Consider the following 23,344-nt stretch of genomic DNA (forward strand, 5'->3'; position numbering starts at 1 on the left):
CTTTTTCATTGATGCGATCCCTTGAGACTCTGGGACCGCGACTAGCCGGTTCCCGTCAGAACTTGGCGCGCAGACCGACGCTGTAACGAGCGCCGTTTTCATACAGTCCGATCGGGACACCATCCGATGTATTGGTTTTCACCAATTCATTGTTCAGATTCACGCCCGTTGCAAACAAGCTCAGCTTTGGCGTGATATCCCAACTCGCTGTCGCATCCCACTGGCCGTAAGCACTGTTGATATTCTGGCCACCGGAGTCAAGGTCGCCATAGGACTTGGAGCGGTAGTTATAAGAAACGCGCAGGCTGATACCGTTCTTTTCGTAATAGCCACTGAGGTTGAACTGGTCACGGGAGTTCCCCACAACATTGAGTTTTGGATCACTTGGCTTTGCCTTGCCTGGCACGGCATCGGTAAAGGTGTAGTTAGCGACCGCACCGAAACCGGTATTACCGAAGGGCTGCTGCCATTGCAGCTCAAAGCCCTTGATGTCGGCGCCGTTGTCGGCGTTATAAGGGCGTTGAACGTCGAAGGTCTTCCCGCCAATGACTTCCTTCGTATATTGCTTGTAGGCGAAGGTGTCGAGCTTCTTTATAAACGCAGTAGCTGCAATAACCGCCGCATCGTCAAAATACCATTCGGCGCCAATTTCGGCTTGATTCGCATGAATCGGCTTCAAGAATGGATTTCCTGCCTTACCTTTTGTCAGCACGGTGCCGTCAGGCGTAAAGCCAGGGCTTAGCAAATCAAAGGAGTGTCGCGCCATCACCTTTGAAACAGCACCTCGGATAATGACTTTCTTGCTCAGGTCATAGGCGACATTGAGGTTTGGCAACACATCGTTATAGTCATTATTCAAGACAACGTGTTCAAACTTCTCACTCGCATTGACAATATTGCCTTCCGAAGTCTGCTTTGTCTTCACAAAGCGTACGCCCACATCGCCACGCAATTTATCTACTGCAAAATCACCCTTGACATAGGCCGCAGAGATTTTTTCGTTGATCTTGTAGTTTGAACCCAATAGTGGCGCGTAGACCATCACCTTGTCGTACATCGGGATGGCCTTGCTGGCGACCAAACCGTCATCAAACCATGCATATTGGGTCAAGGTGCCTGATGTAGCGCCCGCTTGGCTCAACATCGGCGATGGGCCGGTGGACAAGTCGGCCAGGGAAAAAGGCTTCCAATCGGGCGACTTGGTATTGGTCACACCTTGGATGCGGGTGTTTTCAAGCGTGTTGTCGCGGAACTTCGCACCGACGCTGACCGCATTGAAGAACGGCGTCGTCAAATCAAAAACCAGATCGCCTTGAACATAGTTCTCCTTGCCCTTCATTTCACGCGTGCGGTCATCACCGCCCTGCAGGGTCAAGACTTTCGGATCAAGCGGATTGATGTCGAGATACTTGACGCCGTACTTGTCTTTCGCCAGGTCCAGTTGAACGCGAGAATCGCCAGTCATCCAGAAGTGACGATCATGCGTGCTGCCGCCCGAGCTTGACGTCGTGCCGACCTGCCCGTGAGCCTTCCAGTTGTTACCTTGGTAACTGCCGTCCAGGTCCAGCACGTCCGACTTCATGAAGGACTCACGATAAATTGGCTCGAACGAGACACCACCCACCTTGGGCAATATGCCGCCGACCAGGGCTTTCTTTCCATTCGCCGTGCTGATGAACTTTGGATCAACGACGTTGATAACGCCGTTCGCGTCCTGCAAACCATCCGCTTGCCACAGGTAGTTTTGATTGCTGTTGTCCATCTTCATGTCTGAATTCATGTAATTCAGAATGATGTCGGCCTCGCGCACGGGCTTGAATTCCAGCGCAATATTGGCGGTGGTGCGCTCGCGGTCCTGGCGGAAGATGGCAGAACCACCACCCCAGGAGGCATAGGCATCGGTCTTGACGCCGTTTTGGTCCACTACGGGCGTGGTGCTGCCTGCACCAAAAGTTTCCAGGCCGTCGCGGCGCATCGTGCGGGTCTGCCGGTTGACGGCCACCATCACACCGAAGGTCTTGTCGTCGTTCTTCCAGTTAAGCAGGCCCGACAACTGAGGGTCGGTCTTGGCGGGCAGCTTGCTGTAGATGGCCTCAACGCCGACTTGTGCGGTGAGCTGATCCTTGAAGTCCAGCGGCTTGCGTGTCTTGACGTTCACCAAACCACCAATGCTGCCTTCGTCTTGGTCGGCAGACGGGCTCTTGTAGACATTGATGCTGCCGACGATTTCGGACGGCAAGATGTCGTAGTTGAAACTGCGGGTTTGCGGCTCATTCAGCCACCATTCGCTTGATGAAACCGCTTGCCCATTGAGCTGGGTCATGTTCAGGCTCTTGTCGGTGCCACGCACAAAAATCGCCTTGCCTTCACCCCAGGTGCGGTCCACCGAGATACCGGGCACGCGCTGCAGCGAGTCGGCCACGTTACGGTCAGGGAACTTGCCCACATCTTCCGAGCGGATCGAATCAACGATGGCGTTCTGCTCGCGCTTCTCCGACAGATTGCGCTGCAGCGTGGCACGCACGCCGCGAATCTCAACCGTTTCCAGCTCGGCATTCTTGCCCGCTTGAGCTGTCGTTGCGGCAGCGGCTTGAGGGGCTTCGTCAGCGGCGCTGGCGTTGTGAAACGCCGTGGCGCCCAACATCAGGCTGATAAGGCTGGGCAGAAGTTTCTGCTTGAAAAGGGGCTGGGACATGGGTTGGCTCCGTTTGAATTTGTGGACGAAGGGATTTGGATAAATCAGTTCGAGGCCGCAATTTAGCGGCTCAAGCGGGCCTTGGCGCATGGCGTTGCGTTTTGTTGGACTTCATTGCAGCCAAGTTACAAAGCCAGCCGGCAGCGCAAGATTGGGACCTGCGCGGGTGCGGGTAGACCCTGATCTCCCGATCAGGGTCTACCCTTGTTACGGCAAATTCAGACTTGCGGCGCGGGCACGATGGTGGCCGAACATTCGCCAAAACCGATGCGGCGGGCACCGTCTTTCGACGCAAAGGCGCGCAGGCTGACGCAGTCGCCGTCGGCCAAGAATGCACGCGTCTCGCCGTTAGGCAAGCCCAGGCTTTGTTTGCCACCCAAGGACAGCTCCAACATCGAGCCGCCTTCGCTGGCCTCGGGGCCCGACTGGGTGCCCGTGCCGAGCAGATCACCGGGCTGCAGATTGCAGCCATTGCTGGCGTGGTGCGTCAGCATCTGCGCCAAGGTCCAATAGGCATGCTTGAAGTTGGAGCGCATCAAGCGCGTTGCCGGCTCACCAGCGGCACGCATGGTCTCGGTCTGCAACCAAACCTCCAGCTCGATCTCATAGCCGCCCTCGCTGCGGTTTTTGTCCGAGTCGAGGTAAGGCAGCGGCTGCGGATCACTGGCTGGATGGGCAAAGGCAATGCGAAAGGGCTCCAACGCGTCCATGGAGACGATCCAGGGCGAGATCGTGGTGGCGAAGTTCTTGGCCAGGAAAGGGCCCAGCGGCTGGTACTCCCAGCCCTGCATATCGCGGGCCGACCAGTCGTTCAGCAAGGTCACGCCGAACATATGCTCGTCCGCGTCGGCCATCGGAATAGGCTCTCCGAGGGCATTGCCGCCGGCCACAAACAGACCCAGCTCCAACTCATGATCAAGGCGCTTACAGGCTGCGCGTACCGGCACTTCGGCGCCCGGCGGCATCAACTGACCCAAAGGGCGGCGCACGGTGCTGCCGCTGACCCCGATCGAGCTGCTGCGGCCGTGATAGCCGATGGGCACCCATTTGTAGTTGGGCAGCAATGGGTTGTCTGGGCGGAACAGTTTGCCCACCGTGGTGGCGTGGTGAATGCCGGTGTAGAAATCGGTGTAGTCGCCGATGCGGCAGGGCACAGCCATCTGGGCCTGCGCTTGCGGCAGCAAGCAGGCTGTCAGTGCAGACTGCTGCTTAGAGCCTTCGGCCAAAGCGTCGAACAAGGCATGCCGTACGAGCCGGCGCTTGGAAGCGCTTTGGGCCATGAAGCTGTTCAAGTCGCCGTCGGCCAAGGGCTGCAGCAGAACCTGCACGGCCGAGCTCCAGCGCCCTGCACTCGCGGCCAGTCGCAGATCAAGGATTTGATCGCCAATGGCGATGCCAACGCGGGCACTCTCGTTCGAGCCGGCGCGGCGGAACAGACCGTAGGGCAGGTTCTGCAGCGGGAAGTCGGTGCCAGCCAGATTGGCGCTGGCGACAAAACTTTGCGCTTCTGGGTTGTGGGTGTGGTCAAGCAGGCTCATGGCATTCATTCCTGAAAGTTGTCGGTCAGGCCAGCCCAGCAGGCGGCGTAATTGGTTTCAAGCGCGCCGCCCTTGAGCGCGAACTCGGTCGGCAGCAAACGCCAGCGGGTTTCGAACATAAAGGCCAGGGTGTTGTCGAGCTTGTGCGGCGCCAAGTCGGCATTGCTAGCCTTGTCAAAGGCCTCGGTATCGGGGCCATGGGGCACATAGGCATTGTGCAGGCTGGAGCCACCGGGCTTGAAGCCTTCGGGCTTGGCGTCGTACTGGCCGAGCACCAGGCCCATGTACTCGCTCATCACATTGCGGTGATACCAGGGCGGGCGGAAGCTGTCCTCGGCCACCATCCAGCGCGGCGGGAAAATCACGAAGTCGCAATTGGCCCAGCCGGCGGTGTCGGATGGCGAGGTCAGCACGGTGAAAATGCTCGGGTCGGGGTGATCAAAGCTGATCGACCCTATGGTCATGAAATGCTTGGTGTCGTACTTGTAAGGCGTTAGGTTGCCATGCCAGGCGACCACATTGAAGGGGCTGTGCGCCTGGACTGCGCACCACAGGCTGCCGCCGTACTTCTTGACGATCTCGTAGGCACCTGACGTGGCCTCAAAGGCCGCCACCGGCGCCAAAAAGTCGCGTGCATTGGCCAGCCCGTTGGAGCCAATCGGGCCCAACTCGGGCAGGCGGAAGGCGGCGCCGTAGTTCTCGCACACATAGCCGCGCGAAGGGCCATCCAGCTCGACCTTGAATGCCATGCCGCGCGGCAGCAGGGCGATCTCGCCCGGTGCGACGTCGAGCAAACCCAACTCGGTCGTGATGCGCAAGACACCTTGCTGCGGCACGATCAGCATCTCGCCGTCGGCATTGATGAAGGCGCGCCGCCCCATGCTCTGGTTGGCCACGTACAAATGCGCGGCAATGCCCAGCTGCGCGTCAGGGTCACCATTGACGGCCATGGTGCGCAGGCCTTCGACGAAATCGGTCGGCTCGGCCGGCATCTCTATCGGCGCCCAGCGCATGGGATCGGGTGGCGACACCTGACCCTCACGCGCGCCGGTGCAAAGGTAGGCGTGGGCCAGCGGCAGGAAGCTGCCGACCACCACCGAAGGCTGGCGGCGATACAGCCAGCTGCGTAAATTCTCATTGCGCGGCGCAGTGAAGGCGCTGCCCGAGAGCAACTCGGCGTACAGGCCATGGGCCACTTTTTGGGGGCTGTTGCGCCCTATCGGCAAGCTGCCAGCGATGGCTTCGCTTTGATGTTGATTGCCGAAACCGGCTGAATAATTCAAGGCGCTCATGGGCAACTCAGGGTTAAAAACGGGAAAGGCGAAGCCGGCTGCACCGAAGGCTTTTTGCCGGCACGGAATTAAACCAGCGCCACTTTAATTTGTCTATAGCTAACCATACAGGGAAAATGAGCAAGTTTTGGCGGGCGCACTTCGGGTCTAATCTTTCGCCATGACAAGCCCTGCACATCCCAACACCGACAAGCATCAACGTGGCGGCCCACGCGGCATTCAGAGCATCGAGGTCGGCGGGGCCTTGTTGACGGCGCTGGTGCACCATGGCCGGCCCTTGGCGCTGAAGGACTTAGCGCGCGAAGCTGCGATGGCTCCGGCCAAGGCTCACCCCTATTTGGTCAGTTTTATCAAACTGGGCCTGGTCGAGCAAGAAGCGGTGAGTGGCCGCTACGGTCTGGGTCCGCTGGCCTTGCAACTCGGCCTCATCAGCCTGCAGCAATACGACCCGGTGCGCTTGGCCACGCCGCGCATCGAAGAATTGGCCATGCAACTGGGCCACACGGTCGCCATCGCCGTGTGGGGCAATCGCGGCCCGACCATTGTGCGCGTGGCCGAAGCGCCCAGCCCCGTGCACATCAGCATGCGGCACGGGACGGTGATGGGGCTGCGCGGCACGGCCTCGGGCCGCCTGTTCGCCGCGCATTTACCCACCGACTTGGTCTTATCGGCCTTGGCCGCCGAAGCGCCGCAGCAAGCCGCAGCGGCGCCAAAAATTGACGCTCAGTTTGCGGCTTTGCTGGCCTTGGCGCGCAAGGACGGCCTTGCCAGCGCTCACGACGGTATCGTGCTCGGGGTCAGCGCCCTGGCCGCGCCGGTTTTTGATGACCAAGGCCGGATCGCGCTGAGCCTGACGGCAATTGGCCCGAGCGGCAATTTCGACCTGAATCTGCACGGTCCGATTGCCTTGGCGCTAAAGAGTGCAAGCACCGACTTGTCACGTCAGCTGGGCTGGCGTGAGCCGGCGCAAAGCTAAGCGCCCAAGCTTGCTGCGGCGCCATCAGATCGGCGAATCAGATCGGCCAAGTAAAAAAAGCGAGCCTGCTCGCGCTGACTCGCTTTTCTATCAGCCGGACAAAAGGACCGGCGTTCTTGCTGCTCGCGCCGATCAGGCCGCTGCAGCAGTGCCTTCTTGACTGGCCAGGCGATTCATATTGCCCATCGACACGCGGTGCATTTCCAGCAGCGACAGCAAACCGTTGCGGTGCAACTCGACCACCTTGGCATCGTCCAATCCGGCCAGCTTTTGCTCATCAACGGCCAAGAAACCTTCGACGTCGATCTTCTCACCGCTGGCCAAGGTGGCCTCAAAGCGCATATCGCGCAATAGATCCAACTCAACCAACATCTGGCAGAAGGCCCGAGTGCGCTCGGACTCTTGCTCGAAGTTCTCCAAGAAAGTCTTGGCGTTCAGCAAGAACTCGGTCGGCTGACCGTCGGCTGCGAACAGCGAAGTGCCTTCGCTCTCCGAAAAACCGGCCCATTCGCTGTCAAAACAAACGGCGATGGTGTCGGAGTCTTGCTCCAGGCGAGCCATGGCGAAGGGATAACGGCGCAGATACGCGGGCACATAGTGACCCGTCCACTTGCCGTCTTTGACGAACAAGTTACTGGAGGGCTTGAGGCCCAGCACGGCCAGCGGCGCGACCACGGGCTTGGCACCCTCGGCCGGCGCATCACCCACGCGCACGAACACGATCGGGTACTCTTTGCAGGCCTCAGCAAACTCGACCACGGCCAGGAACAAGGAGTTCATGCCCTTCACCCGGTCCAGCGTCGGCAACTCCGTTTTCAGGCGCAGATTCTTGTGCGCGACACGGTCCAGCGGCGTCAAATTGCCGTACATCATTGGGCTTGCACTCATTTTTCACTCTCTCCATCTACGGTCAGACGACTGACCAACACTTTGTCAACACGCTTGCCATCCAGGTCCACGACCTCGAATCTCCAAGCATTCCACTCCACCACATCGGCCGTGCGCGGCAAGCGCCCCAGCAGCAGCATCACCATGCCGGCCAGGGTGTTGTAGCGCCCACGATCCTCTTCGGGTAGCTCTTTCAGGGCCAGGCGGTCCTTCAACTCGGTCACCGGGATCAGGCCATCCAGCAGCCAGCTCCCGTCCTCGCGTTGCACCGCCCAAGCATCACCATCACCGGGCGCATTGAACTCCCCCGCAATGGCTTCCAACACGTCGCGCACAGAGATCACGCCCTGCACCTCGCCGTACTCATCCACGACAAACACCAAGGGTGCATCCGAGACACGGAATTGCTCCAGCAACTCCATGCCCGACAGCGTCTCGGGCACAAACACCGGCACTTCGAGGTCCTCGGACAAAGACAGCGGCGCGCCGCTCAGCGCCCGCTGCAACAGCACCTGCGCCGACACGATGCCCAGCACCTCGCTCAGCCCATCTCGGCAGACCGGATAGCGGCTATAGCCATGGCCACGCAAGACTTCCAGCACCTGTTGCGGCGTGTCGGTAACGTCCAGCCAGGCGATTTCACCGCGCGGAATCATCATCGAGCCGATCTCGCGCTCATCGAGTCGGAACACATTGCGCACCATCTGATGCTCATGCTCCTCGATCACGCCTGCCTCGCGCCCCTCATCCAGGCTGGCGGCGATCTCTTCTTCGGTCACGCCACGCTGAGCCCGTCCGCCCTGCCCCATCAGGCCCAAAATAGCCTCGGTACTGAAGCTCAAAAACTTCACCAAAGGTCGCGCAGCCGCCGACAAAAAATTCATCGCCGGCGCTACCCGCCGAGCGACCGTCTCAGGGTAGATCTGCCCGATACGCTTGGGCACCAACTCGCCGAAAATTATCGTCACGATGGTGATGATGACCACCACCAAGGCGGTCGAAGCGATCTCCACAGCGCGGTCATGCAGGCCGAACTGTTCGCCCAACCAATGTGCAAGCGGGCCCGAGAAAGCCGCGTCACCGACGATGCCATTGAGCACACCGATCGAAGTGATGCCGACCTGCACGGTCGAAAGAAACTTGGTCGGGTTGTCGTGCAAATCCATGGCCGCCCGCGCACCGGGCTCCCCTGCCTCCACCAAAACCTGCAATCGCGCTTTGCGGCTGGCCGACAAGGCCATTTCCGACATCGCAAAAAAAGCATTCAAGAACAACAAGAAAATGAGAAAGGCGGTATCCATTGGGGGCGTCAGCAAAGAATAAGCAGGGTTGTCCCTTGGTGGCGCAGTCAAGAAGCAAGAGGCCGCAAGCGTAGCAGAAGGCCGTGACGATAGAAGTCGCACAATCCCGATATGAACTATCTGATTGGTGACCTGCAAGGCTGTTGCGACGCGTTCGAACGCCTCTTGCTCAAGATTGACTTTTCGCCCTCGCGCGACCGGCTCTACCTGCTTGGCGACTTAGTCAACCGCGGGCCGGCCTCCTTGGCCACCTTGCGGCGGCTGATGGAGTTGGGCAACTCGGCGACCTGCTTGTTGGGCAACCACGACCTGCATTTGTTGGCGATTGCCTACGGCGTCAAAAAACCGCATCGCAGCGACACCGTCCAAGGCATTCTTGACGCCCGTGACCGCGCAGCCCTGCTGGACTGGCTGCGCCACCAACGCATGGCCTGCTATGCACAAGGTTGGCTGATGGTGCATGCCGGCGTGCTGCCGCAGTGGACGCTTGAAGACACCTTGGCATTGGCCGGCGAAGTTGAGTCGGTACTGCGCGGCCCCGACCTGGGCGACTTTGTTCGTGAAATGTATGGCAATGAGCCAGCCGCCTGGGACGCTGCCTTGGTCGGCCCGGCCAGGTTGCGTTGCATCGTCAATGCCTTGACCCGGCTGCGTTTTGTGGACGCTGCAGGACGGATGGACTTCAAGACCAAAGACAGCGCCGACAGCGCGCCGCCCGGCCACCGCCCCTGGTTCGACGCTGCAAACAGGCGCACCGACGCAGTGCCGATTGCCTTCGGCCACTGGTCAACGCTGGGCCTTGTGCAGCGCCCGCATTTGCTCGCACTCGACACCGGCTGCGTCTGGGGTGGGCGCCTCACGGCGGCCAGCGTCGAAAACGGCCAGTCGCTGGAGCTGATTTCGGTGAAATGTGAGCAAGCGCAAAAGCCGGGCTAGAATCTCGCCCTTGTGTTCGATGCACGGTTTCGCGTCGCGCCCAAGTAGGCAAGGCCTCGGCGGTTGAAGGCACCGGTCTTGCTCAATCGACGCTTTAGCGGCGATTGCGCCGAAGCTCATATCGCGACAGCGATGTGAGTGCAGGCAAAACCGGCGACTCGTCGCTGGCACAATTGAATTTGAAAGTTCCAGGAAGCTTGGCCGAGCGGTTTAAGGCACCGGTCTTGAAAACCGGCGAGGGTTTATCCCCTCCGTGAGTTCGAATCTCACAGCTTCCGCCAATACCCCAGTGTTTACGGGTGTTTTGGCAGTTTTTTGTATCAGGCCCAACATAAGGCCCAACGAACAGAGCAACCCTTGCGGATTGGGTCGCCTGAACGTCTATCTGGTTCAAGTGCACTCAGCACACCCCCAAAAAGAAGGCCCAACGCGCAAGCTGTCGGGCCTTTTTCTTTGCGGGTACGATACCCTGCCTATCAATAAATCAGGGGGAAAAATTGTTTGAAAAGAAGAAACACATAGTCGAAGAATATCGAGGCAATGAGGCCCAAGCCAGAAAGCTGTTCCTGAAAGACGCTGAGAAGCAAGCGGCCAAGGGTTACTACCCGACTTCCGAGAACTTCACTCAGGGAACCTATGGCTGCGGCTCATTCATTTTTGCGCTGCTGCTTTGCTTCGTGATTGTGGGGATCTTCATATTCATCTACATGATTTTGGTCAAGCCTCCGGGTACTCTTACTGTTACCTATGAGTTTCGGGAGGTTGCACAAGAGAAGCAATGCCCGCAGTGCGCCGAAACTGTCAAGGCGGCGGCGACTGTTTGCCGCTTTTGCTCATATGAGTTTCGCTAGCGCCTAACGTCAGGGAGGCGGTCTAGATCGCCAAGGATCGGATGGCGGGCTTGGTAAGGCGAGCCATATTCCAGGCCAAGATAAGCGCCGCCCTCTGATCGCCCTTTGGCCATAAGGCCCGGCCAACCGGAATATTTCCCAACTATAAAAAAGGCCCAATGTTCCCGACTATAAAAAAGGGGACTGAGGGTCAAGCTCTGGCTTGGGAGTAGCCCGGTTGTCGGCCATGCGCGATGCGGCGAATCAGTAGCCGACCAAGCCGTGTGAGATGGGCGGGCAGGCTGCTATCCGACTGCTGGCGCTGCTGGTAGATGGCTTCTCTCAGAGGAGAGTCCCGCAGCGGGAATGCATTTCCACCCGAAATGGCCCAATGCGCACCCGCAGCGGGAACGCAAGGGGCTGGTTCGGGTGGGTTCATTCCCGCTGCGGGTGCGGATAAGCCCTTTCCGTTCCCGCTGCGGGACTGGCGATTCTGTTTTTCACCACTCCTGGGTCGGTTCCACTTGGCGGGCTGATCCTTGGTTGGCTTGCAGTCTGAGCCTTTGCGATTACGCCAGTCGGACACCGTCCAAGCGCCCGGCCCAACGTCCAAGCCCTTGGGTTCGCAGTGCATCGGAAAGAGCGTGATTCCGTAGAGGCCAATGCTTCCCTTGTGGCCTTGGCGCGTGCAGACCACCAGATCGGCGTCCATCAACTCTTTCAGCGCCGCTCTTGCGCTTGATACGCTGCGCCAGCCATAGGCCAGCATCGTTGATGGGTGCGCGTCGATTCGCCCATTGCAGAAATGATTGCTGCGCAACTGTCCCATCAGCGTCAGCAACATTTTGCAGGCCAACGGCGACAGTTCAGCACATGCCCTGGACTGCAAGAACGGAACCGGGACACCGAACCAATGACCGTCAACGGCTACAGGACAAGGGCGAGAACTGCGGGCCATCACATAGACCCTCCAGGCGCAATGCGATATTGGGCGAAGCGGTGGCGACAGTTTGGCATCGTCTCCTGTAGCACCATCACGGTGATGATGTTGGAGCCTTCCCTGCGCAACTCACCTACACGCGAGGCGGGCGAGTGAATGTCTAAATGCTGGCGTAGCTCTGGCGTGGTCACTCCCCCGCGCACCTTTAGCGCCTGCCTAATTCGCTGGCGCTGCACCTCGCTACTGTTGCCGGGTGAGTCGCGGAGGATTTGCTGGAGTTGGCGGGCCGCCCTGGTCGTGGTGCGTACCAATTTCAAGGGCAGGACTTTCGCCTTCACCTCCTTGGCGGCAATATCGGCAGCGACACGGCTACGCGAATCGGTGCCAGCACGGCTAAACTTTCGACCTGTAGCTTTTGCTTGCTCCTTTTGCTGCTCCTGATGCCCCGACTGTCCAAGGTTCGGGGCATCGCCTTTTTGGGGCGGCAGTTTGGTGCGGCGACTCACTTCTGCCTCCCGGCTGCTGCGATCCAGGCGTGAACGTCTTCTACGCGCCAAGCTGTGATGCTTCCTGACAGTTTCAAAGGTGCTGGAAACTCTCCAGCCTTTACCCAGCGCCATAGAGTGGCGCGGCCAACAGGAATGAATTGAAGTAGCTTTTTCTCGCGGGTGTAGCCAGTGCTTGGCAAACTGCTTGCTGCTCCGGCTGGGTCTTGGTGGGCCATGATTTGCGTCTCCTGATCGCTGATGTCATGGTCTTACTGTGTATTTTTGCGTCTCAATCGTCAGGTGACGATATTTCTCTGATCGTGTCACCAAACCTTTTAAGGCTGAGTAGCTTTTGCTTTGTTGCGCCTGATATGCGCCCTCTTCAAAGCTTCAACCGTCAGGCCATGACGGTCAGCAACCTTGGAATAGCATTGATCCATCGTCATCCTCTTTAGATTTAGGCAGTTCCGAGCAGCAAATTCCTTGTCGATGTCGACCTTTGACCAGCCGCGACCAACCAGCCACTGGCGCACACGATTTAGACGACGCTGAAGATCGGCCAAGATGGTCTCGTTATAGAAGCTCCGGTTTCTCAGTGCGCTGTCCAACTCGTCCATGAGTATTTCTGTGTGGAGCTTGCTCTTGCGAGCATCGGGGCGGCGCATGATGGCAGCAGCTACGAAGCGCCGCTCCTCTTCGGTGTGGACGCCATACCTCTCCACAAACGCTGCAAGCAGTTCGATTGCGCCTTGATTGGCTCGGCTTTTGGCCTCTATCCAGTCGCTCATGCGGTCTATGTCAAAAAAGACCTCCTCCTGCTGACTCACGCCACACCTCGCAGCGGAATCACCTCGCCGGCAACTTCAACCCGGCCAACAAACGCCGCCCAGTCGGCCATGAGATTCACCCGCTTCTGGAAAAGATCGCCACGGCGATATGCGGCCTCGACCTTGTTCGCCACCACATGGGCCAGCGCCATTTCGCAAACATCGCTCGGGTAGTGGGTGCGCTCGGCAGTCCAGTCGCGGAAGGTGGAGCGGAAACCATGTGGCACGGCGTCAACTTTCATCCTGCGCAATACGGCGGTCATGGTCATGTCGGACAGCTTGCCACCTCTCGGCGCGGGAAAGACGGCATCAACCCCTTCGATACGAGGCAATGCCTCCAGCAGTTGAACTGCTGCCGGTGAAAGCGGTACGCGGTGGTCCTTCCCTGCTTTCATGCGGTCGCCAGGAACTGTCCAGACCTTGGCCTCCAGATCAACCTCGGCCCATGTCGCGCCTCGAACCTCTCCGCTACGCGCTGCCGTCAAGATCGCAAACTCCAACGCTCGCGCCCCCATCCCATCGGCGGCACGAAGGCGCACCATGAAGGCTCCAATTTCGGAGACTTTCAAAGCGGCGTGATGTTCGACCTTGGCGATCTTGTCGGGGTTGGGCAGTTGGGCGTCCAAGTTGCCCTTCCACTCGGCAGGGTTGTCGCCTGATCGGTAGCCCCGGCCCTTGGCCCAGTCCAATACTTTCTCCATCCGGCCACGGAGTCGACTGGCGGTCTCGGTCGTTGTCTGCCAGATCGGCTCCAGCACCTTGAGGACATGCGCCATTTCAACATCACGCACCATCAGACTTCCGATGAAGGGGTAAGCGTACTGCTCCAGGGTGTTTCGCCACTGCTGCCCATGCTTGGCATTGCGCCAGCCCACCTCATGGGCCTTGATGTACTGCTGCGCGGCCTGCTTGAAGGTCAGTTCCTTGGCCTGAGCGGCTATGAGTTCGCTTCTGGCGGCTTTCTTCTGCTCCACTGGGTCTACCCCCTTGGCCAGATCGGCGCGGACGGCTAGAGCGGCTTCCCTGGCCTTGGCCAAGGTCATTCCAGTCTGCGAGTAGCCCCCAAGGCCAATATCGCGGCGCTTGTCGCCAACTTTGACGCGGAGCATCCACCCCTTGGCCCCAGTCGGCTTGATTCGCACATGCAGGCCAGAAACGCCCCCAACTGCATAGAACCCTGGCAACGTGAGGCGCGACACCTCCAGGGCGGATAGCTCCTTGGCCTTCTTGGGCATGGTGCGCTCCTGCTCAGTGCTTGCCAGCGTTGACCCATGCCTGCAATTCAGGCGAAGCGCTCAGCGTGGCGCGGCTCACCATCACAAACTCCAAGACGGCTGCGTCCTGCTCATCAGGGGTCAAATCATGGAAGGCGTCGCCCTCGGCCAGCACGAAGCGTGCGGATCGCAACTCAATAGAGACTGAGGACAGTTCAGGCGATTGGCTGGAATAGCGGTTTGACGACATGGGGTATCTCCAGGGCTTGGGTTTCTAGGCCTTCAGCCTCCAGGCCCAACTTAAGGCCCAACATAAAAGCTGAGATTGGATGATACAACATGATACGCAGCGAGCTAAAAGGTAGACGATTCCTCTATGGCAAATCCAGTTAGCGAGTCTGAATGAGACAACCGGTAGTTCTACGGAGACGGACACAGCTTCCGCCAAATGCGGAAAAAAAGCGGCCCCTCGGTGAGGGGCCGCTTTTTTATTGCCAAACGCAATCTCAACGCAAGGCCGCCAGCGCCGACTGAAACCCGCCAGCGATGGCATCTTGAGCCACATGCCGCCCCTGCTGGAGTCGAACTTGGCCGGCCACATAGACCTCCCGCAAGACCTGACCCTGGGCCGAGAAGACCAGACCGTCGAGCAAATAATCCGCAGGCAAGCCCAGCAAGCCACTCGCTGCGCTGTCGATCACCAGGAAGTCAGCCCGTGCCCCGACTTCCAGACCCCACTGCTTGAAGCCTGCCGGTGCTGCACTGCCTGCGCGCACGGCCTCGAACAAGCGCGCCGCCGTGCTGGGCTGCTGCCCAGGCAAAGCCGCCACATTGCGCTGCTGCAGGCCCAAGCGCTGGCCATATTCCAACCAGCGCAACTCCTCGCCCCAAGCGCGCGTCACATGACTGTCGGAACCTATGCTGATCGGCACACCAGCCGCCAACCAGCCGGGTAAGTCGATCAAACCATCGCCCAAATTGCCCTCGGTGCCGGGGCAGATGACGACGCTGGCGCCGCTGAGGGCGACTTGCTCGATTTCTTCTCGGCTGCTGTGTGTGGCGTGGACCAAATGCCAGCGCGCATCGGGCTTGAGTGCGTTGCATAACCACTGCATGGGCCGCTGCCCGGTAGCGGCCAGGCAGTCGCGCACCTCTTGGGTCTGCTCGGCGATGTGGATGTGGATGGGAACATCCGCCTCAGCCACCAAGGCCTGCAAACTGCGAATGTCATCGGCATTGGCCGCACGCAAGGAATGCAGCGCTACGCCTGCATTGAGCAAAGGCCGCCGGGCAGCGTTGACCGCTTGGCTAGCATCCCAGACCCAATCGGCATCGGTCTTGAAACGGCGTTGATCCTCACGCAGGCCGCTCGCTCCAAAGCCCGAACGCGCGTACAGCACCGGCAGCAGGGTCAGGCCCATGCCGGCCGCAGCCGCCGCATCGGCCAAGGCCCAACTCATGGCCAACTCATCGGGGTATGAACTGCCGTCTTCTCGGTGATGCAGGTAATGAAACTCGCAGACCTGGGTGTAGCCGCCAGCCAGCAGCTCGACATAAAGTTGGGTGGCAATCGCCTGCATTTGCGCCGGCGTGATGCGTAGCGCCAGACCGTACATGCGGTCGCGCCAAGACCAAAAGTCGTCATCGCCACTGTCGCGCCGCTCGGCCAGGCCCGCAAAAGCGCGCTGAAATGCGTGGCTGTGGGTATCGACCAGGCTTGGCATGACAGGGCCGGCCAAGGCCTGCATGCCCTCGGCCAAGGGCACGCCGGGCGTGATGCTTTGCCAGTGGCCGTCCGTCCCCACCTCCAAACGCACGTCATGCTGCCAGCGCCCATCCACCCAAGCTTGCTCGGCCCAAAAAATAGGGGCTGCTCTCATGTTTTCATCGGCCTCCAGCCACTCATTTCTTGCAGCAAGCTCTTGAGCAAAGGCTGCACCGCCGCTGCGCGCTGCGCGTCATACAGAAACGGTGCCGCCTCTTCTTCCATATAGCAGCGCCAGCACATTTCCAACTGCACCGCATGCACGCCCTGCTCGGGCTGGCCGTAGTGGCGGGTGATGAAGCCGCCTTTGAAGCGACCGTCGACGACCTGGGTGTAGTCGCACTGGCTCGCCAACACGGCGCTCAATTGGGACCTGAGCTCGGCGGCGCAGGAGCGCCCTTCCACCGTGCCCAGGTTCAGGTCAGGCAAGCGCCCCTCAAACAACCAAGGTAGCTCGGAGCAGATGCTGTGCGCATCGAATAGCAAGGCATAGCCGAACAGCGACTTCAGCCTTTGCAGCTCGGCATTCAGGGCGCGGTGATAAGGCAACCAGTAAAGCTCGCGGCGACGCAGTTGCTCGGCGCGGTTGGGCTCTTGACCCGGCAGATAGAGCGGCTCGCCGCTGAAAAACCGCGTCGGGCATAGTTCGGTATTGGACGCCCCCGGGTACATCGGCGTGTCCTCAGGCGGGCGGTTCAGGTCGATCAAAAAACGCGAGTAATGCGGAACGATCAGCCCGGCGTCCAGCTCACCGGCAATGCCACCGTAGAGCTGCTCCAGGTGCCAGTCGGTGTCCTCGCTGAGCAGCGCGCGCGGTTGATAACGGCGAGCCTGGTCGGCAGGAATGGCCGAGCCCACATGCGGCATGCTGATCAGCAGCGGCGTGCTGCCTTGGCGCAGTTTGAAAACAGCAGTGTCCATGACGGCTTTCATGTTCGCTCCACCCCGCCACGGACGACGCGCTTCAAGGGGTTGCGGCCAAAGTAATAGGCCAACTCGTTCGGATGCTCCACATCCCAAACGCAGAAATCGGCGCGCTGCCCGGCCGTCAGCTGACCCCGGTCGCTCAGCCCCAAGGCCCTCGCCGCGTTGACGGTGACGCCGCGCAGCGCTTCTTCGGGCGTCAGGCGGAACAGGGTGCAGGCCATATTCAGCATCAAGAGCAGGGACAGGGTCGGCGATGTGCCGGGATTGTGATCGGTGGCTATCGCGATAGGCACACCCGCCTCGCGCAGCGCCTGCACCGGCGGCAATTTGCTTTCGCGCAGGAAGTAATAAGCCCCGGGCAGCAGCACCGCCACCGTGCCACTGGCAGCCATGGCCTGCACGCCGGCTTCGCTCAGATACTCCAGATGATCGCAAGACAGAGCCTTGAACTCGGCCGCTAACTGGCTGCCGCCCTGGTCGCTGAGTTGCTCGGCATGCAGCTTGACCGGCAGGCCCAAGGCCTGGGCCGCTTCGAAAACGCGCCGGGTTTGTGCCGGCGTGAAGCCTATGCCTTCGCAGAAGGCATCCACCGCGTCGATCAAGCCTTCGCGGTGCAGCGGGGTCATCCATTCGATCAGCGCGGTCACATAAGCGTCTTGGCGCCCCTCAAATTCGGGCGGCAGTGCATGCGCGCCCAGGTAGCTGGTCCGCACATCGACACCCAGGCCTTTGAGACGACGGGCCGCGCGCAGCATCTTGGCCTCCGAGGCTTGGCTCAAGCCATAGCCCGATTTGACCTCGATGGTCGTAACGCCCTCCTTGAGCAGATTCAAGACGCGGTGCGCCGCCTGCGCGTAGAGCTGATGTTCGCTGGCAGCGCGGGTGGCAGCGACGCTGGAACGGATGCCGCCGCCGGCGCGCGCAATCTCTTCGTAGCTGGCGCCGAGCAAGCGCTGCTCGAACTCGGCCGCGCGCTGGCCACCGTAAACCAGATGGGTGTGGCAGTCGATCAAGCCCGGCGTGACGACCGCGCCGCCAAGGTCGATCTCCTGCGCCAGGCCGTTGCGGAACTCGCCGTCGAGGTCAGCGATATCACCGGCCCAGAGCAGATGCTCGCCCTGCGACAACATCGCCCCGTTCTCGACCCAGCCCCAGGGGTTCTCTTCAGCGTCGCCGGCCAATGTGGCCAGGCGGGCATGGGTCCAGAGTTTGAATACGCTGCTGCTACTCATGTTTGTGTCTCGCTCCAAATCATCCACCAGGCTGCGCCCTGGCCTTCAAAACTGCAGGCCTGCGCCGCAGGGTTCTCGCACCAGGCCAGGCTCATCGCGCCCAAGCTCATGGCCCGCCCACCATGCAGCAAGCGCCCACCTGCGGCTGTGAACAAACCGACCCAGCGGCCTTGCGCCTGCCAAGCAGCGGGGGTGCTGGCGGCAGCCTTCACTTGCATCTGGCCACGGCCGCGGCGATGCATCAGGTTGAAGTCGCGGGTGCTGCCGCCGATCAACTCGCAGGGCGGCGCCAAGCCACCGTCAAAGCTGATCAGCTCGTCGCCGGCCCGCAGTTCCCAGTCCGCCAGTCGCACCCCATCGCCCTGCAGCACACCGAACCAACGCTGCACGCCATCAAAGGCCGAGAACGGCCCATCGCGCTCGATATCGGCCACACTGATGCGCAAGGCCCAATCGGCCGGATGCGGCCAGGCGAGCAACTCGCGGGTCTGTCCTCCGCCATTGCGCCAAGCCTGGGGGGCTACGTCATCTGCGCTAACTTGACTCCAACTCATGCTTGAAAACTCCCCTCAAGAACGTACAGCGAACCCGGATGGGTGAGCCGCACCGTGGTGACGGTTTGGCCGCGACTGAAGGTGCGACGCTTGACGACCAGACAAGGATCGCGCCTGGAAATGCCCAGCAACTTGGCCTCCAGCGCCGACGGCAGCAGTGACTCTATCGTGTAACGCGCCTCCGACAAAGGCGCAACCTCAAGCAAATAATTGGTCGGCGTCGTCTTCGCGAAATCCAGGCCCAAATAAGCTGGCGCGCAGGCCGGGTTGACCAGCCGGTCTTCGCACTGGATCGCTACCCCGTTCTCGAAATGCACGATCACGCTGTGGAAGAGCTCGGCTCCCAGCGCCAAGCCAAAGTCGGCCGCTTGGGGCCCATCGGCCTTTAGCGTCGCCAGGCTATGTACCTTGGCGGTGTGCTGGTGGCCGCGCTGCAAGATCTCGTCATGCACATCGCGCACATTCAGCGTTGACGAGATGCGGTGCAACTGCGCCACAAAAGTACCCACGCCTTGCAGCCGCTCGACCAAGCCTTCCTGGGTCAACTCGCGCAAAGCCCGGTTAACGGTCATGCGGCTGACCTCGAACAAGGCCACCAACTCCGCCTCTGAGGGCAGCAAGTCTCCCGCCACCCAATGGCCGGAGGCAATGCGCTCGCGCAAGTGGTTCTTGACCTTCAAATACTGCGGCGCTGGTACCGAACTTGTTTTTCTTGGCATGAGCGCATGCTACTTGACTGTACTTGTATAGACAAGTACATTGCCCAACATTCGAAAACCGATTCGCCAGTCATTTCGCCAAACTTCCGGTTCATCAGCAGGAGTCTTTATGAGCAACAAGCCCACCCCCAGCAAAGCCCAGCCCCGCGTCGTGCGCGCCCCCACCGGCACTGCCTTGAGCTGCAAAAGCTGGCTGACCGAAGCCGCCTACCGGATGTTGCAGAACAATCTGGACCCGGAAGTGGCCGAAAACCCAGACGAATTGGTGGTCTACGGCGGCATCGGCAAGGCCGCCCGCAACTGGGATTGCTTCGAGGCCATTCTTGACTCACTGAAGACGCTGAACGAGGACGAAACCCTGCTGGTGCAGTCGGGCAAGCCGGTCGGCATCTTCCCGACCCACGCGAACGCGCCGCGCGTCTTGATAGCCAACAGCAATCTGGTGCCGCACTGGGCCAACTGGGAGCATTTCAACGAGTTGGACCGCAAGGGCCTGATGATGTACGGCCAAATGACGGCCGGCAGCTGGATCTATATCGGCACGCAGGGCATCGTGCAAGGCACTTACGAGACCTTCGCCGAAGCGGGCCGCCAACACTATGGTGGTTCACTGAAAGGCCGCTGGGTGCTAACCGCTGGCCTGGGCGGCATGGGCGGCGCGCAGCCTCTGGCCGCCACCTTCGCCGGCGCCTGCTCCTTGAACATCGAATGCCAACAAAGCCGTATCGACTTCCGCCTCAAGACCCGTTATGTGGACGAGCAAGCCACCGACCTCGATGACGCGCTGGCACGCTTGAAGAAATACTCAGCCGAAGGCAAGGCGATCTCGATCGCGCTGCTCGGCAATGCCGCCACCATCCTGCCGGCCTTGGCCGAGCGATGCAAGACCGACCCCAGCGTCAAGCCCGATCTGGTTACCGATCAAACCTCGGCACACGATCTGATCAATGGCTATCTGCCGGCAGGCTGGTCGGTTGAACAATGGAAGGCGGCGGCAGCCGACCCGGCCCAACATGCCGAGCTGAAGGCCGCTGCGGCAGCCAGCTGCGCCGTGCATGTCAAGGCCATGTTGCTGTTCCAGGCCATGGGCATTCCGACCGTCGACTATGGCAACAATATTCGCCAGGTGGCGCTAGAGCAAGGCGTCAAGAACGCCTTCGACTTCCCCGGCTTTGTGCCCGCCTATGTGCGCCCGCAGTTCTGCGAAGGCCGGGGGCCCTTCCGTTGGGTGGCGCTGTCCGGCGACCCGGAAGACATCTACAAGACCGACGCCAAGATCAAGGAATTGTTCCCGCATCATGCCCATGTGCACCGCTGGTTGGACATGGCGCGCGAGCGCATCGCCTTCCAGGGCCTGCCGGCGCGAATCTGCTGGCTGGGCCTGGGCGAGCGTCATATCGCCGGCCTGGCTTTCAATGAAATGGTCAAGTCGGGCGAGTTGAAAGCGCCGATCGTGATCGGCCGCGACCACCTCGACAGCGGTTCGGTCGCCAGCCCGAACCGCGAAACCGAAAGCATGATGGACGGCTCGGACGCGGTCTCCGACTGGCCGCTGCTCAACGCGCTGCTCAACACCGCCGGCGGTGCCACCTGGGTCAGCCTGCACCACGGCGGCGGCGTCGGCATGGGCTTCAGCCAGCACAGCGGCGTCGTGATCGTGGCCGACGGCACCGACGCAGCGGCGAAGCGCCTGGAACGCGTACTCTGGAACGACCCCGGCACCGGCGTGATGCGCCATGCCGACGCCGGCTACGAGATCGCCAAGAAAACCGCCGCCGAGCGCGGGCTGAATATGCCGATGTTGCAGCGACAAGGCTGAGCGCATAGAGTCCATTGGCCCGACTGAGGAGTTGCCATGTTCACCCAGGTCTCAAGATCGCTGCTCTGCTGCGGCTTGCTCGCTTTGTGCGTGGGCAGAGCGTTCGGCCAGAGCGCGCCGCTGCAGTTGGCGGCGAACGAGCGCCTGGCGGAACAATGGGTGGCCGCACAACTGCTGCAAGAAGTCTATCGTCGCGCCGGGCTGGCCATGATCATTGAGCCGCTGCCGCCGGCGCGGGCGACCAAGGCAACGCTATCAGGGCTGAAGGATGGTGAGGTGGCTCGCATTCGCGCCTATGGTGAAAGCAACCCAACACTCGATCGGGTGGAGCCAGCCATTTATGTACTCACCAGCAACGCCTTCAGCCTGCGCAGCCGTGCGGCGGAGATTCACCGCCGCGAAGATTTGGCCCACTACAGCTTGGGCGCCATCCGCGGCGTCGCCCACTCGTCCGACTTGACCGAAGGCCACCCGGCCACCACCTTGACTCAGCGAGCGGATCTACTCTTCAAGATGCTGAACTCTCGCCGTTTCGACGCGGCGCTGGACACCGGCATCAATGGCCGCTACGTCATCAAGCGCCAGGGCTTGACGGACATCCAGGTCTCCGCCGACTTGGCCCGTTACGAACTCTTCCACTACCTGCACCCCAAACACCAGGCCTTGGCCAGTCGCATCGGCGCCGTCATCACCCAGATGAAGGCCAGCGGCGACATGGACAAGCTCATCGCCAAGGCCGAAGCAGGCTTACAAAACATCGACCTAGAAACCTTTACAGGCGCAAGCAAATGACCCCATCGAACGCACAATCTCTGACCCTGACCCCGGGACAAATCACACTCGACCAACTGCGCCAAATCCGTAACGGCAATGTCACGCTGAGCCTGCATGCCAGCAGCGCCGAGATCATCCGCCGCGCCGCCGCCGTGGTGCAAAAGGCCGCCGCCGGCGATGCGCCCGTCTACGGCGTCAACACCGGCTTCGGCAAGCTGGCCTCCACCCGCATCAGCAAGGAAGATCTGGCCACGCTGCAGTTCAACCTGATCCGCTCGCATTGCGTCGGCGTCGGCGCGCCGCTGCAGCCCGGCGTTGTGCGCATGATGCTGGCGACCAAGGCGGCGTCCCTGGCACGAGGACACTCCGGCGTGCGCGAAGAAGTCGTGCAAAGCCTGCTGGCGGTCTTCAACGCTGGCCTGATCCCTTATGTGCCAGCGCAAGGTTCGGTCGGCGCCTCAGGCGACCTGGCACCGCTCGCCCACATGACGCTGGCCCTGTTGGGCGAAGGCGAAATGCTCGTCGACGGCCAACGCAAACCAGCACTGGCCGAGCTGCAGAAACACGGCATTGCGCCGCTGGTCCTGCAGGCCAAGGAAGGCCTGGCCTTGATCAACGGCACGCAGACCAGCACAGCCTTGGCACTCGAAGGCCTGCTGCGCTATGAGATCGTCTTTGCGGCGGCCATCATCAGTGGCGCGCTGTCGCTCGACGCCGCGCGCGGCAGCGACGGCCCGTTCGATGCCCGTATCCATGCGGTGCGCGGCCAGCCCGGCCAGATCGAGACTGCAGCCGCCTATCGCCAACTGCTCGCCGGAAGCGCCATCCGCGCCTCGCACCAAGAAGGTGACGAGCGCGTGCAAGACCCTTATTGCCTGCGCTGCCAGCCGCAGGTGATGGGCGCCTGCCTGGACCAAAGCCGTTATGTGCGTGATGTGCTTTTGCGCGAAGCGAATGCCGTCACCGACAACCCGCTGGTGTTCGCCAATGCCGATGGCAGCAGCGCCATGGTCAGCGGCGGCAATTTCCACGCCGAGCCGGTTGCCTTGGCCGCCGACGCCTTGGCCTGCGCGATTGCCGAAGTCGGCGCGATTGCCGAGCGCCGCATCGCGATGCTGATCGACACCAGCGTCTCGCGCCTGCCAGCCTTCTTGACAGCGAACGCCGGCCTCAACTCCGGCTTCATGATTGCGCATGTGACCGCCGCAGCGCTGGCCAGCGAGAACAAATCACTCGCCCACCCAGCCAGCGTCGACAGCCTGCCGACCAGCGCCAATCAGGAGGACCATGTGTCCATGGCCACCTTCGGCGCTCGCCGCCTGGGTCAGATGCTGGACAACACCGCCCACATCATCGGCATCGAGCTGCTCGCCGCCTCGCAAGGCTTCGAGTTCCTGCGTCCGCTGCAAAGCTCGGCAGCACTTGAGCAGGTGCACGCCTTGGTGCGCAAGACCTGCCCCGCTATGCCGACCGACCATTACATGGCGCCGGACATTGCGCATGCGTTTGAATTGGTCGGTAGCGGCGAGCTGACGGCGCTGGTGCAGGATGTCGGCGGGCTGGTGGTGCTGAGCTAAGGCCTGGCGACAGAAGGAAACGCCGGGGCGCTCAAGTTCTCTTGCTCCCCCT

The 23,344-nt window shown here is 60.9% G+C and carries 22 protein-coding genes and 1 tRNA gene; 7 read left to right on the forward strand and 16 right to left on the reverse strand.

Translation table 11 applies throughout. From position 1 onward, the window contains the following. Positions 1 to 55: 55 nt before the first annotated feature. From LNV08_RS20930 to hmgA, 3 genes are all read right to left on the reverse strand, one after another. Positions 56 to 2,695, reverse strand: a complete 2,640-nt coding sequence (locus LNV08_RS20930; protein WP_263535679.1) for a TonB-dependent receptor — start codon at positions 2,693 to 2,695, stop codon at positions 56 to 58. A 218-nt stretch (positions 2,696 to 2,913) separates the two neighbouring features. Further along, entirely contained in the window at positions 2,914 to 4,233 is a 1,320-nt protein-coding gene (gene fahA, locus LNV08_RS20935) for a fumarylacetoacetase (RefSeq protein WP_263535680.1), read from the reverse strand. A 5-nt stretch (positions 4,234 to 4,238) separates the two neighbouring features. After that, a complete protein-coding gene (hmgA, locus tag LNV08_RS20940) occupies positions 4,239 to 5,525 on the reverse strand; it encodes a homogentisate 1,2-dioxygenase (RefSeq protein WP_263535681.1) in 1,287 nt (428 codons plus the stop codon). A gap of 160 nt (positions 5,526 to 5,685) precedes the next feature. On the opposite strand from hmgA, the gene LNV08_RS20945 reads away from it, so the two are divergent. Beyond that, positions 5,686 to 6,501: an IclR family transcriptional regulator gene (locus LNV08_RS20945; RefSeq protein WP_263535682.1), complete on the forward strand. Its 816-nt coding sequence runs from the start codon at positions 5,686 to 5,688 to the stop codon at positions 6,499 to 6,501. A 132-nt stretch (positions 6,502 to 6,633) separates the two neighbouring features. Here the strand turns inward: LNV08_RS20945 and LNV08_RS20950 are convergent, their stop codons facing one another. Together LNV08_RS20950 and LNV08_RS20955 are read right to left on the reverse strand one after the other, a co-directional pair. Continuing rightward, complete coding sequence (locus LNV08_RS20950; RefSeq protein WP_263535683.1) at positions 6,634 to 7,389, reverse strand: SapC family protein; 756 nt, start codon at positions 7,387 to 7,389, stop codon at positions 6,634 to 6,636. Then, entirely contained in the window at positions 7,386 to 8,690 is a 1,305-nt protein-coding gene (locus LNV08_RS20955) for a hemolysin family protein (protein ID WP_263535684.1), read from the reverse strand. Before LNV08_RS20955 ends, LNV08_RS20950 begins: the two co-directional genes overlap by 4 nt. Positions 8,691 to 8,801: 111 nt before the next feature. Here LNV08_RS20955 and LNV08_RS20960 point away from each other — a divergent pair, with 111 nt between their 5' ends. From LNV08_RS20960 to LNV08_RS20970, 3 genes are all read left to right on the forward strand, one after another. Continuing rightward, on the forward strand, positions 8,802 to 9,626 hold the full coding sequence (locus LNV08_RS20960; RefSeq protein WP_263535685.1) for a symmetrical bis(5'-nucleosyl)-tetraphosphatase: 825 nt from the start codon (positions 8,802 to 8,804) through the stop codon (positions 9,624 to 9,626). Between the two features lie 191 nt (positions 9,627 to 9,817). Continuing rightward, a tRNA-Ser gene (locus LNV08_RS20965) sits at positions 9,818 to 9,907 on the forward strand. Positions 9,908 to 10,123: 216 nt separating this feature from the next. Further along, entirely contained in the window at positions 10,124 to 10,477 is a 354-nt protein-coding gene (locus tag LNV08_RS20970) for a zinc ribbon domain-containing protein (RefSeq protein WP_263535686.1), read from the forward strand. Between the two features lie 190 nt (positions 10,478 to 10,667). Here the strand turns inward: LNV08_RS20970 and LNV08_RS20975 are convergent, their stop codons facing one another. The 11 genes from LNV08_RS20975 to hutC form a co-directional block, all read right to left on the reverse strand. Then, positions 10,668 to 11,300 carry a hypothetical protein gene (locus tag LNV08_RS20975; RefSeq protein WP_263535687.1) on the reverse strand — a complete coding sequence of 211 codons (633 nt, stop codon included), beginning with the start codon at positions 11,298 to 11,300 and terminating at the stop codon, positions 10,668 to 10,670. 113 nt (positions 11,301 to 11,413) lie between these two features. Next, positions 11,414 to 11,902, reverse strand: a complete 489-nt coding sequence (locus tag LNV08_RS20980; RefSeq protein WP_263535688.1) for a helix-turn-helix domain-containing protein — start codon at positions 11,900 to 11,902, stop codon at positions 11,414 to 11,416. After that, complete coding sequence (locus LNV08_RS20985; protein ID WP_263535689.1) at positions 11,899 to 12,120, reverse strand: helix-turn-helix transcriptional regulator; 222 nt, start codon at positions 12,118 to 12,120, stop codon at positions 11,899 to 11,901. The genes LNV08_RS20980 and LNV08_RS20985 overlap by 4 nt, the downstream gene beginning before the upstream one ends. 99 nt (positions 12,121 to 12,219) lie before the next feature. Further along, positions 12,220 to 12,672 (reverse strand): hypothetical protein, encoded by a 453-nt coding sequence (locus LNV08_RS20990; protein WP_263535690.1) that lies wholly within the window; start codon positions 12,670 to 12,672, stop codon positions 12,220 to 12,222. 35 nt (positions 12,673 to 12,707) lie between these two features. Next, positions 12,708 to 13,946: a tyrosine-type recombinase/integrase gene (locus tag LNV08_RS20995; protein WP_263535691.1), complete on the reverse strand. Its 1,239-nt coding sequence runs from the start codon at positions 13,944 to 13,946 to the stop codon at positions 12,708 to 12,710. A gap of 13 nt (positions 13,947 to 13,959) precedes the next feature. Further along, positions 13,960 to 14,175, reverse strand: coding sequence for a hypothetical protein (locus LNV08_RS21000; RefSeq protein ID WP_263535692.1), 216 nt, complete (start codon positions 14,173 to 14,175; stop codon positions 13,960 to 13,962). 256 nt (positions 14,176 to 14,431) lie between these two features. Beyond that, a complete protein-coding gene (locus LNV08_RS21005; protein WP_263535693.1) occupies positions 14,432 to 15,805 on the reverse strand; it encodes a formimidoylglutamate deiminase in 1,374 nt (457 codons plus the stop codon). Beyond that, complete coding sequence (gene hutG, locus LNV08_RS21010; RefSeq protein WP_263535694.1) at positions 15,802 to 16,611, reverse strand: N-formylglutamate deformylase; 810 nt, start codon at positions 16,609 to 16,611, stop codon at positions 15,802 to 15,804. Before hutG ends, LNV08_RS21005 begins: the two co-directional genes overlap by 4 nt. Positions 16,612 to 16,619: 8 nt before the next feature. Beyond that, positions 16,620 to 17,849: an imidazolonepropionase gene (gene hutI / locus LNV08_RS21015; protein ID WP_263535695.1), complete on the reverse strand. Its 1,230-nt coding sequence runs from the start codon at positions 17,847 to 17,849 to the stop codon at positions 16,620 to 16,622. After that, the gene (locus tag LNV08_RS21020) at positions 17,846 to 18,403 is read right to left on the reverse strand and encodes a HutD family protein (protein WP_263535696.1); all 558 of its coding nucleotides are present in this window, start codon (positions 18,401 to 18,403) and stop codon (positions 17,846 to 17,848) included. Before LNV08_RS21020 ends, hutI begins: the two co-directional genes overlap by 4 nt. After that, a complete protein-coding gene (gene hutC, locus LNV08_RS21025; protein WP_263535697.1) occupies positions 18,400 to 19,122 on the reverse strand; it encodes a histidine utilization repressor in 723 nt (240 codons plus the stop codon). Before hutC ends, LNV08_RS21020 begins: the two co-directional genes overlap by 4 nt. Before the next feature lie 109 nt (positions 19,123 to 19,231). Between hutC and hutU the strand changes: the two genes are divergently transcribed. From hutU to hutH, 3 genes are read left to right on the forward strand one after another with little or no spacing between them, the layout of a single operon-like run. Then, positions 19,232 to 20,941, forward strand: coding sequence for a urocanate hydratase (gene hutU / locus LNV08_RS21030; RefSeq protein WP_263535698.1), 1,710 nt, complete (start codon positions 19,232 to 19,234; stop codon positions 20,939 to 20,941). Between the two features lie 36 nt (positions 20,942 to 20,977). Further along, positions 20,978 to 21,733, forward strand: a complete 756-nt coding sequence (locus tag LNV08_RS21035; protein WP_263535699.1) for a substrate-binding periplasmic protein — start codon at positions 20,978 to 20,980, stop codon at positions 21,731 to 21,733. Further along, positions 21,730 to 23,292, forward strand: a complete 1,563-nt coding sequence (gene hutH / locus LNV08_RS21040) for a histidine ammonia-lyase (protein ID WP_263535700.1) — start codon at positions 21,730 to 21,732, stop codon at positions 23,290 to 23,292. Before LNV08_RS21035 ends, hutH begins: the two co-directional genes overlap by 4 nt. The last annotated feature ends 52 nt before the right edge of the window (positions 23,293 to 23,344 follow it).

Origin of the sequence: Paucibacter sp. TC2R-5, from assembly GCF_025717605.1 — a bacterium.
Lineage (GTDB): Bacteria > Pseudomonadota > Gammaproteobacteria > Burkholderiales > Burkholderiaceae_C > Paucibacter_A > Paucibacter_A albus.

Excerpts from the sequence above, each read along its gene's own strand:
- hmgA (WP_263535681.1), bottom strand. The coding sequence starts at position 5,525 with ATGAGCGCCTTGAATTATTCAGCCGGTTTCGGCAATCAACATCAAAGC.
- LNV08_RS21005 (WP_263535693.1), bottom strand. The coding sequence starts at position 15,805 with ATGAGAGCAGCCCCTATTTTTTGGGCCGAGCAAGCTTGGGTGGATGGG.
- LNV08_RS21020 (WP_263535696.1), bottom strand. The coding sequence starts at position 18,403 with ATGAGTTGGAGTCAAGTTAGCGCAGATGACGTAGCCCCCCAGGCTTGG.
- LNV08_RS20945 (WP_263535682.1), top strand. The coding sequence starts at position 5,686 with ATGACAAGCCCTGCACATCCCAACACCGACAAGCATCAACGTGGCGGC.
- LNV08_RS20950 (WP_263535683.1), bottom strand. The coding sequence starts at position 7,389 with ATGAGTGCAAGCCCAATGATGTACGGCAATTTGACGCCGCTGGACCGT.
- hutC (WP_263535697.1), bottom strand. The coding sequence starts at position 19,122 with ATGCCAAGAAAAACAAGTTCGGTACCAGCGCCGCAGTATTTGAAGGTC.
- LNV08_RS20985 (WP_263535689.1), bottom strand. The coding sequence starts at position 12,120 with ATGGCCCACCAAGACCCAGCCGGAGCAGCAAGCAGTTTGCCAAGCACT.
- LNV08_RS20955 (WP_263535684.1), bottom strand. The coding sequence starts at position 8,690 with ATGGATACCGCCTTTCTCATTTTCTTGTTGTTCTTGAATGCTTTTTTT.
- LNV08_RS20930 (WP_263535679.1), bottom strand. The coding sequence starts at position 2,695 with ATGTCCCAGCCCCTTTTCAAGCAGAAACTTCTGCCCAGCCTTATCAGC.
- LNV08_RS20995 (WP_263535691.1), bottom strand. The coding sequence starts at position 13,946 with ATGCCCAAGAAGGCCAAGGAGCTATCCGCCCTGGAGGTGTCGCGCCTC.
- LNV08_RS20975 (WP_263535687.1), bottom strand. The coding sequence starts at position 11,300 with ATGTTGCTGACGCTGATGGGACAGTTGCGCAGCAATCATTTCTGCAAT.
- hutG (WP_263535694.1), bottom strand. The coding sequence starts at position 16,611 with ATGGACACTGCTGTTTTCAAACTGCGCCAAGGCAGCACGCCGCTGCTG.
- LNV08_RS21035 (WP_263535699.1), top strand. The coding sequence starts at position 20,978 with ATGTTCACCCAGGTCTCAAGATCGCTGCTCTGCTGCGGCTTGCTCGCT.
- LNV08_RS20990 (WP_263535690.1), bottom strand. The coding sequence starts at position 12,672 with ATGAGCGACTGGATAGAGGCCAAAAGCCGAGCCAATCAAGGCGCAATC.
- hutI (WP_263535695.1), bottom strand. The coding sequence starts at position 17,849 with ATGAGTAGCAGCAGCGTATTCAAACTCTGGACCCATGCCCGCCTGGCC.
- hutH (WP_263535700.1), top strand. The coding sequence starts at position 21,730 with ATGACCCCATCGAACGCACAATCTCTGACCCTGACCCCGGGACAAATC.
- hutU (WP_263535698.1), top strand. The coding sequence starts at position 19,232 with ATGAGCAACAAGCCCACCCCCAGCAAAGCCCAGCCCCGCGTCGTGCGC.
- LNV08_RS20960 (WP_263535685.1), top strand. The coding sequence starts at position 8,802 with ATGAACTATCTGATTGGTGACCTGCAAGGCTGTTGCGACGCGTTCGAA.
- LNV08_RS21000 (WP_263535692.1), bottom strand. The coding sequence starts at position 14,175 with ATGTCGTCAAACCGCTATTCCAGCCAATCGCCTGAACTGTCCTCAGTC.
- fahA (WP_263535680.1), bottom strand. The coding sequence starts at position 4,233 with ATGAGCCTGCTTGACCACACCCACAACCCAGAAGCGCAAAGTTTTGTC.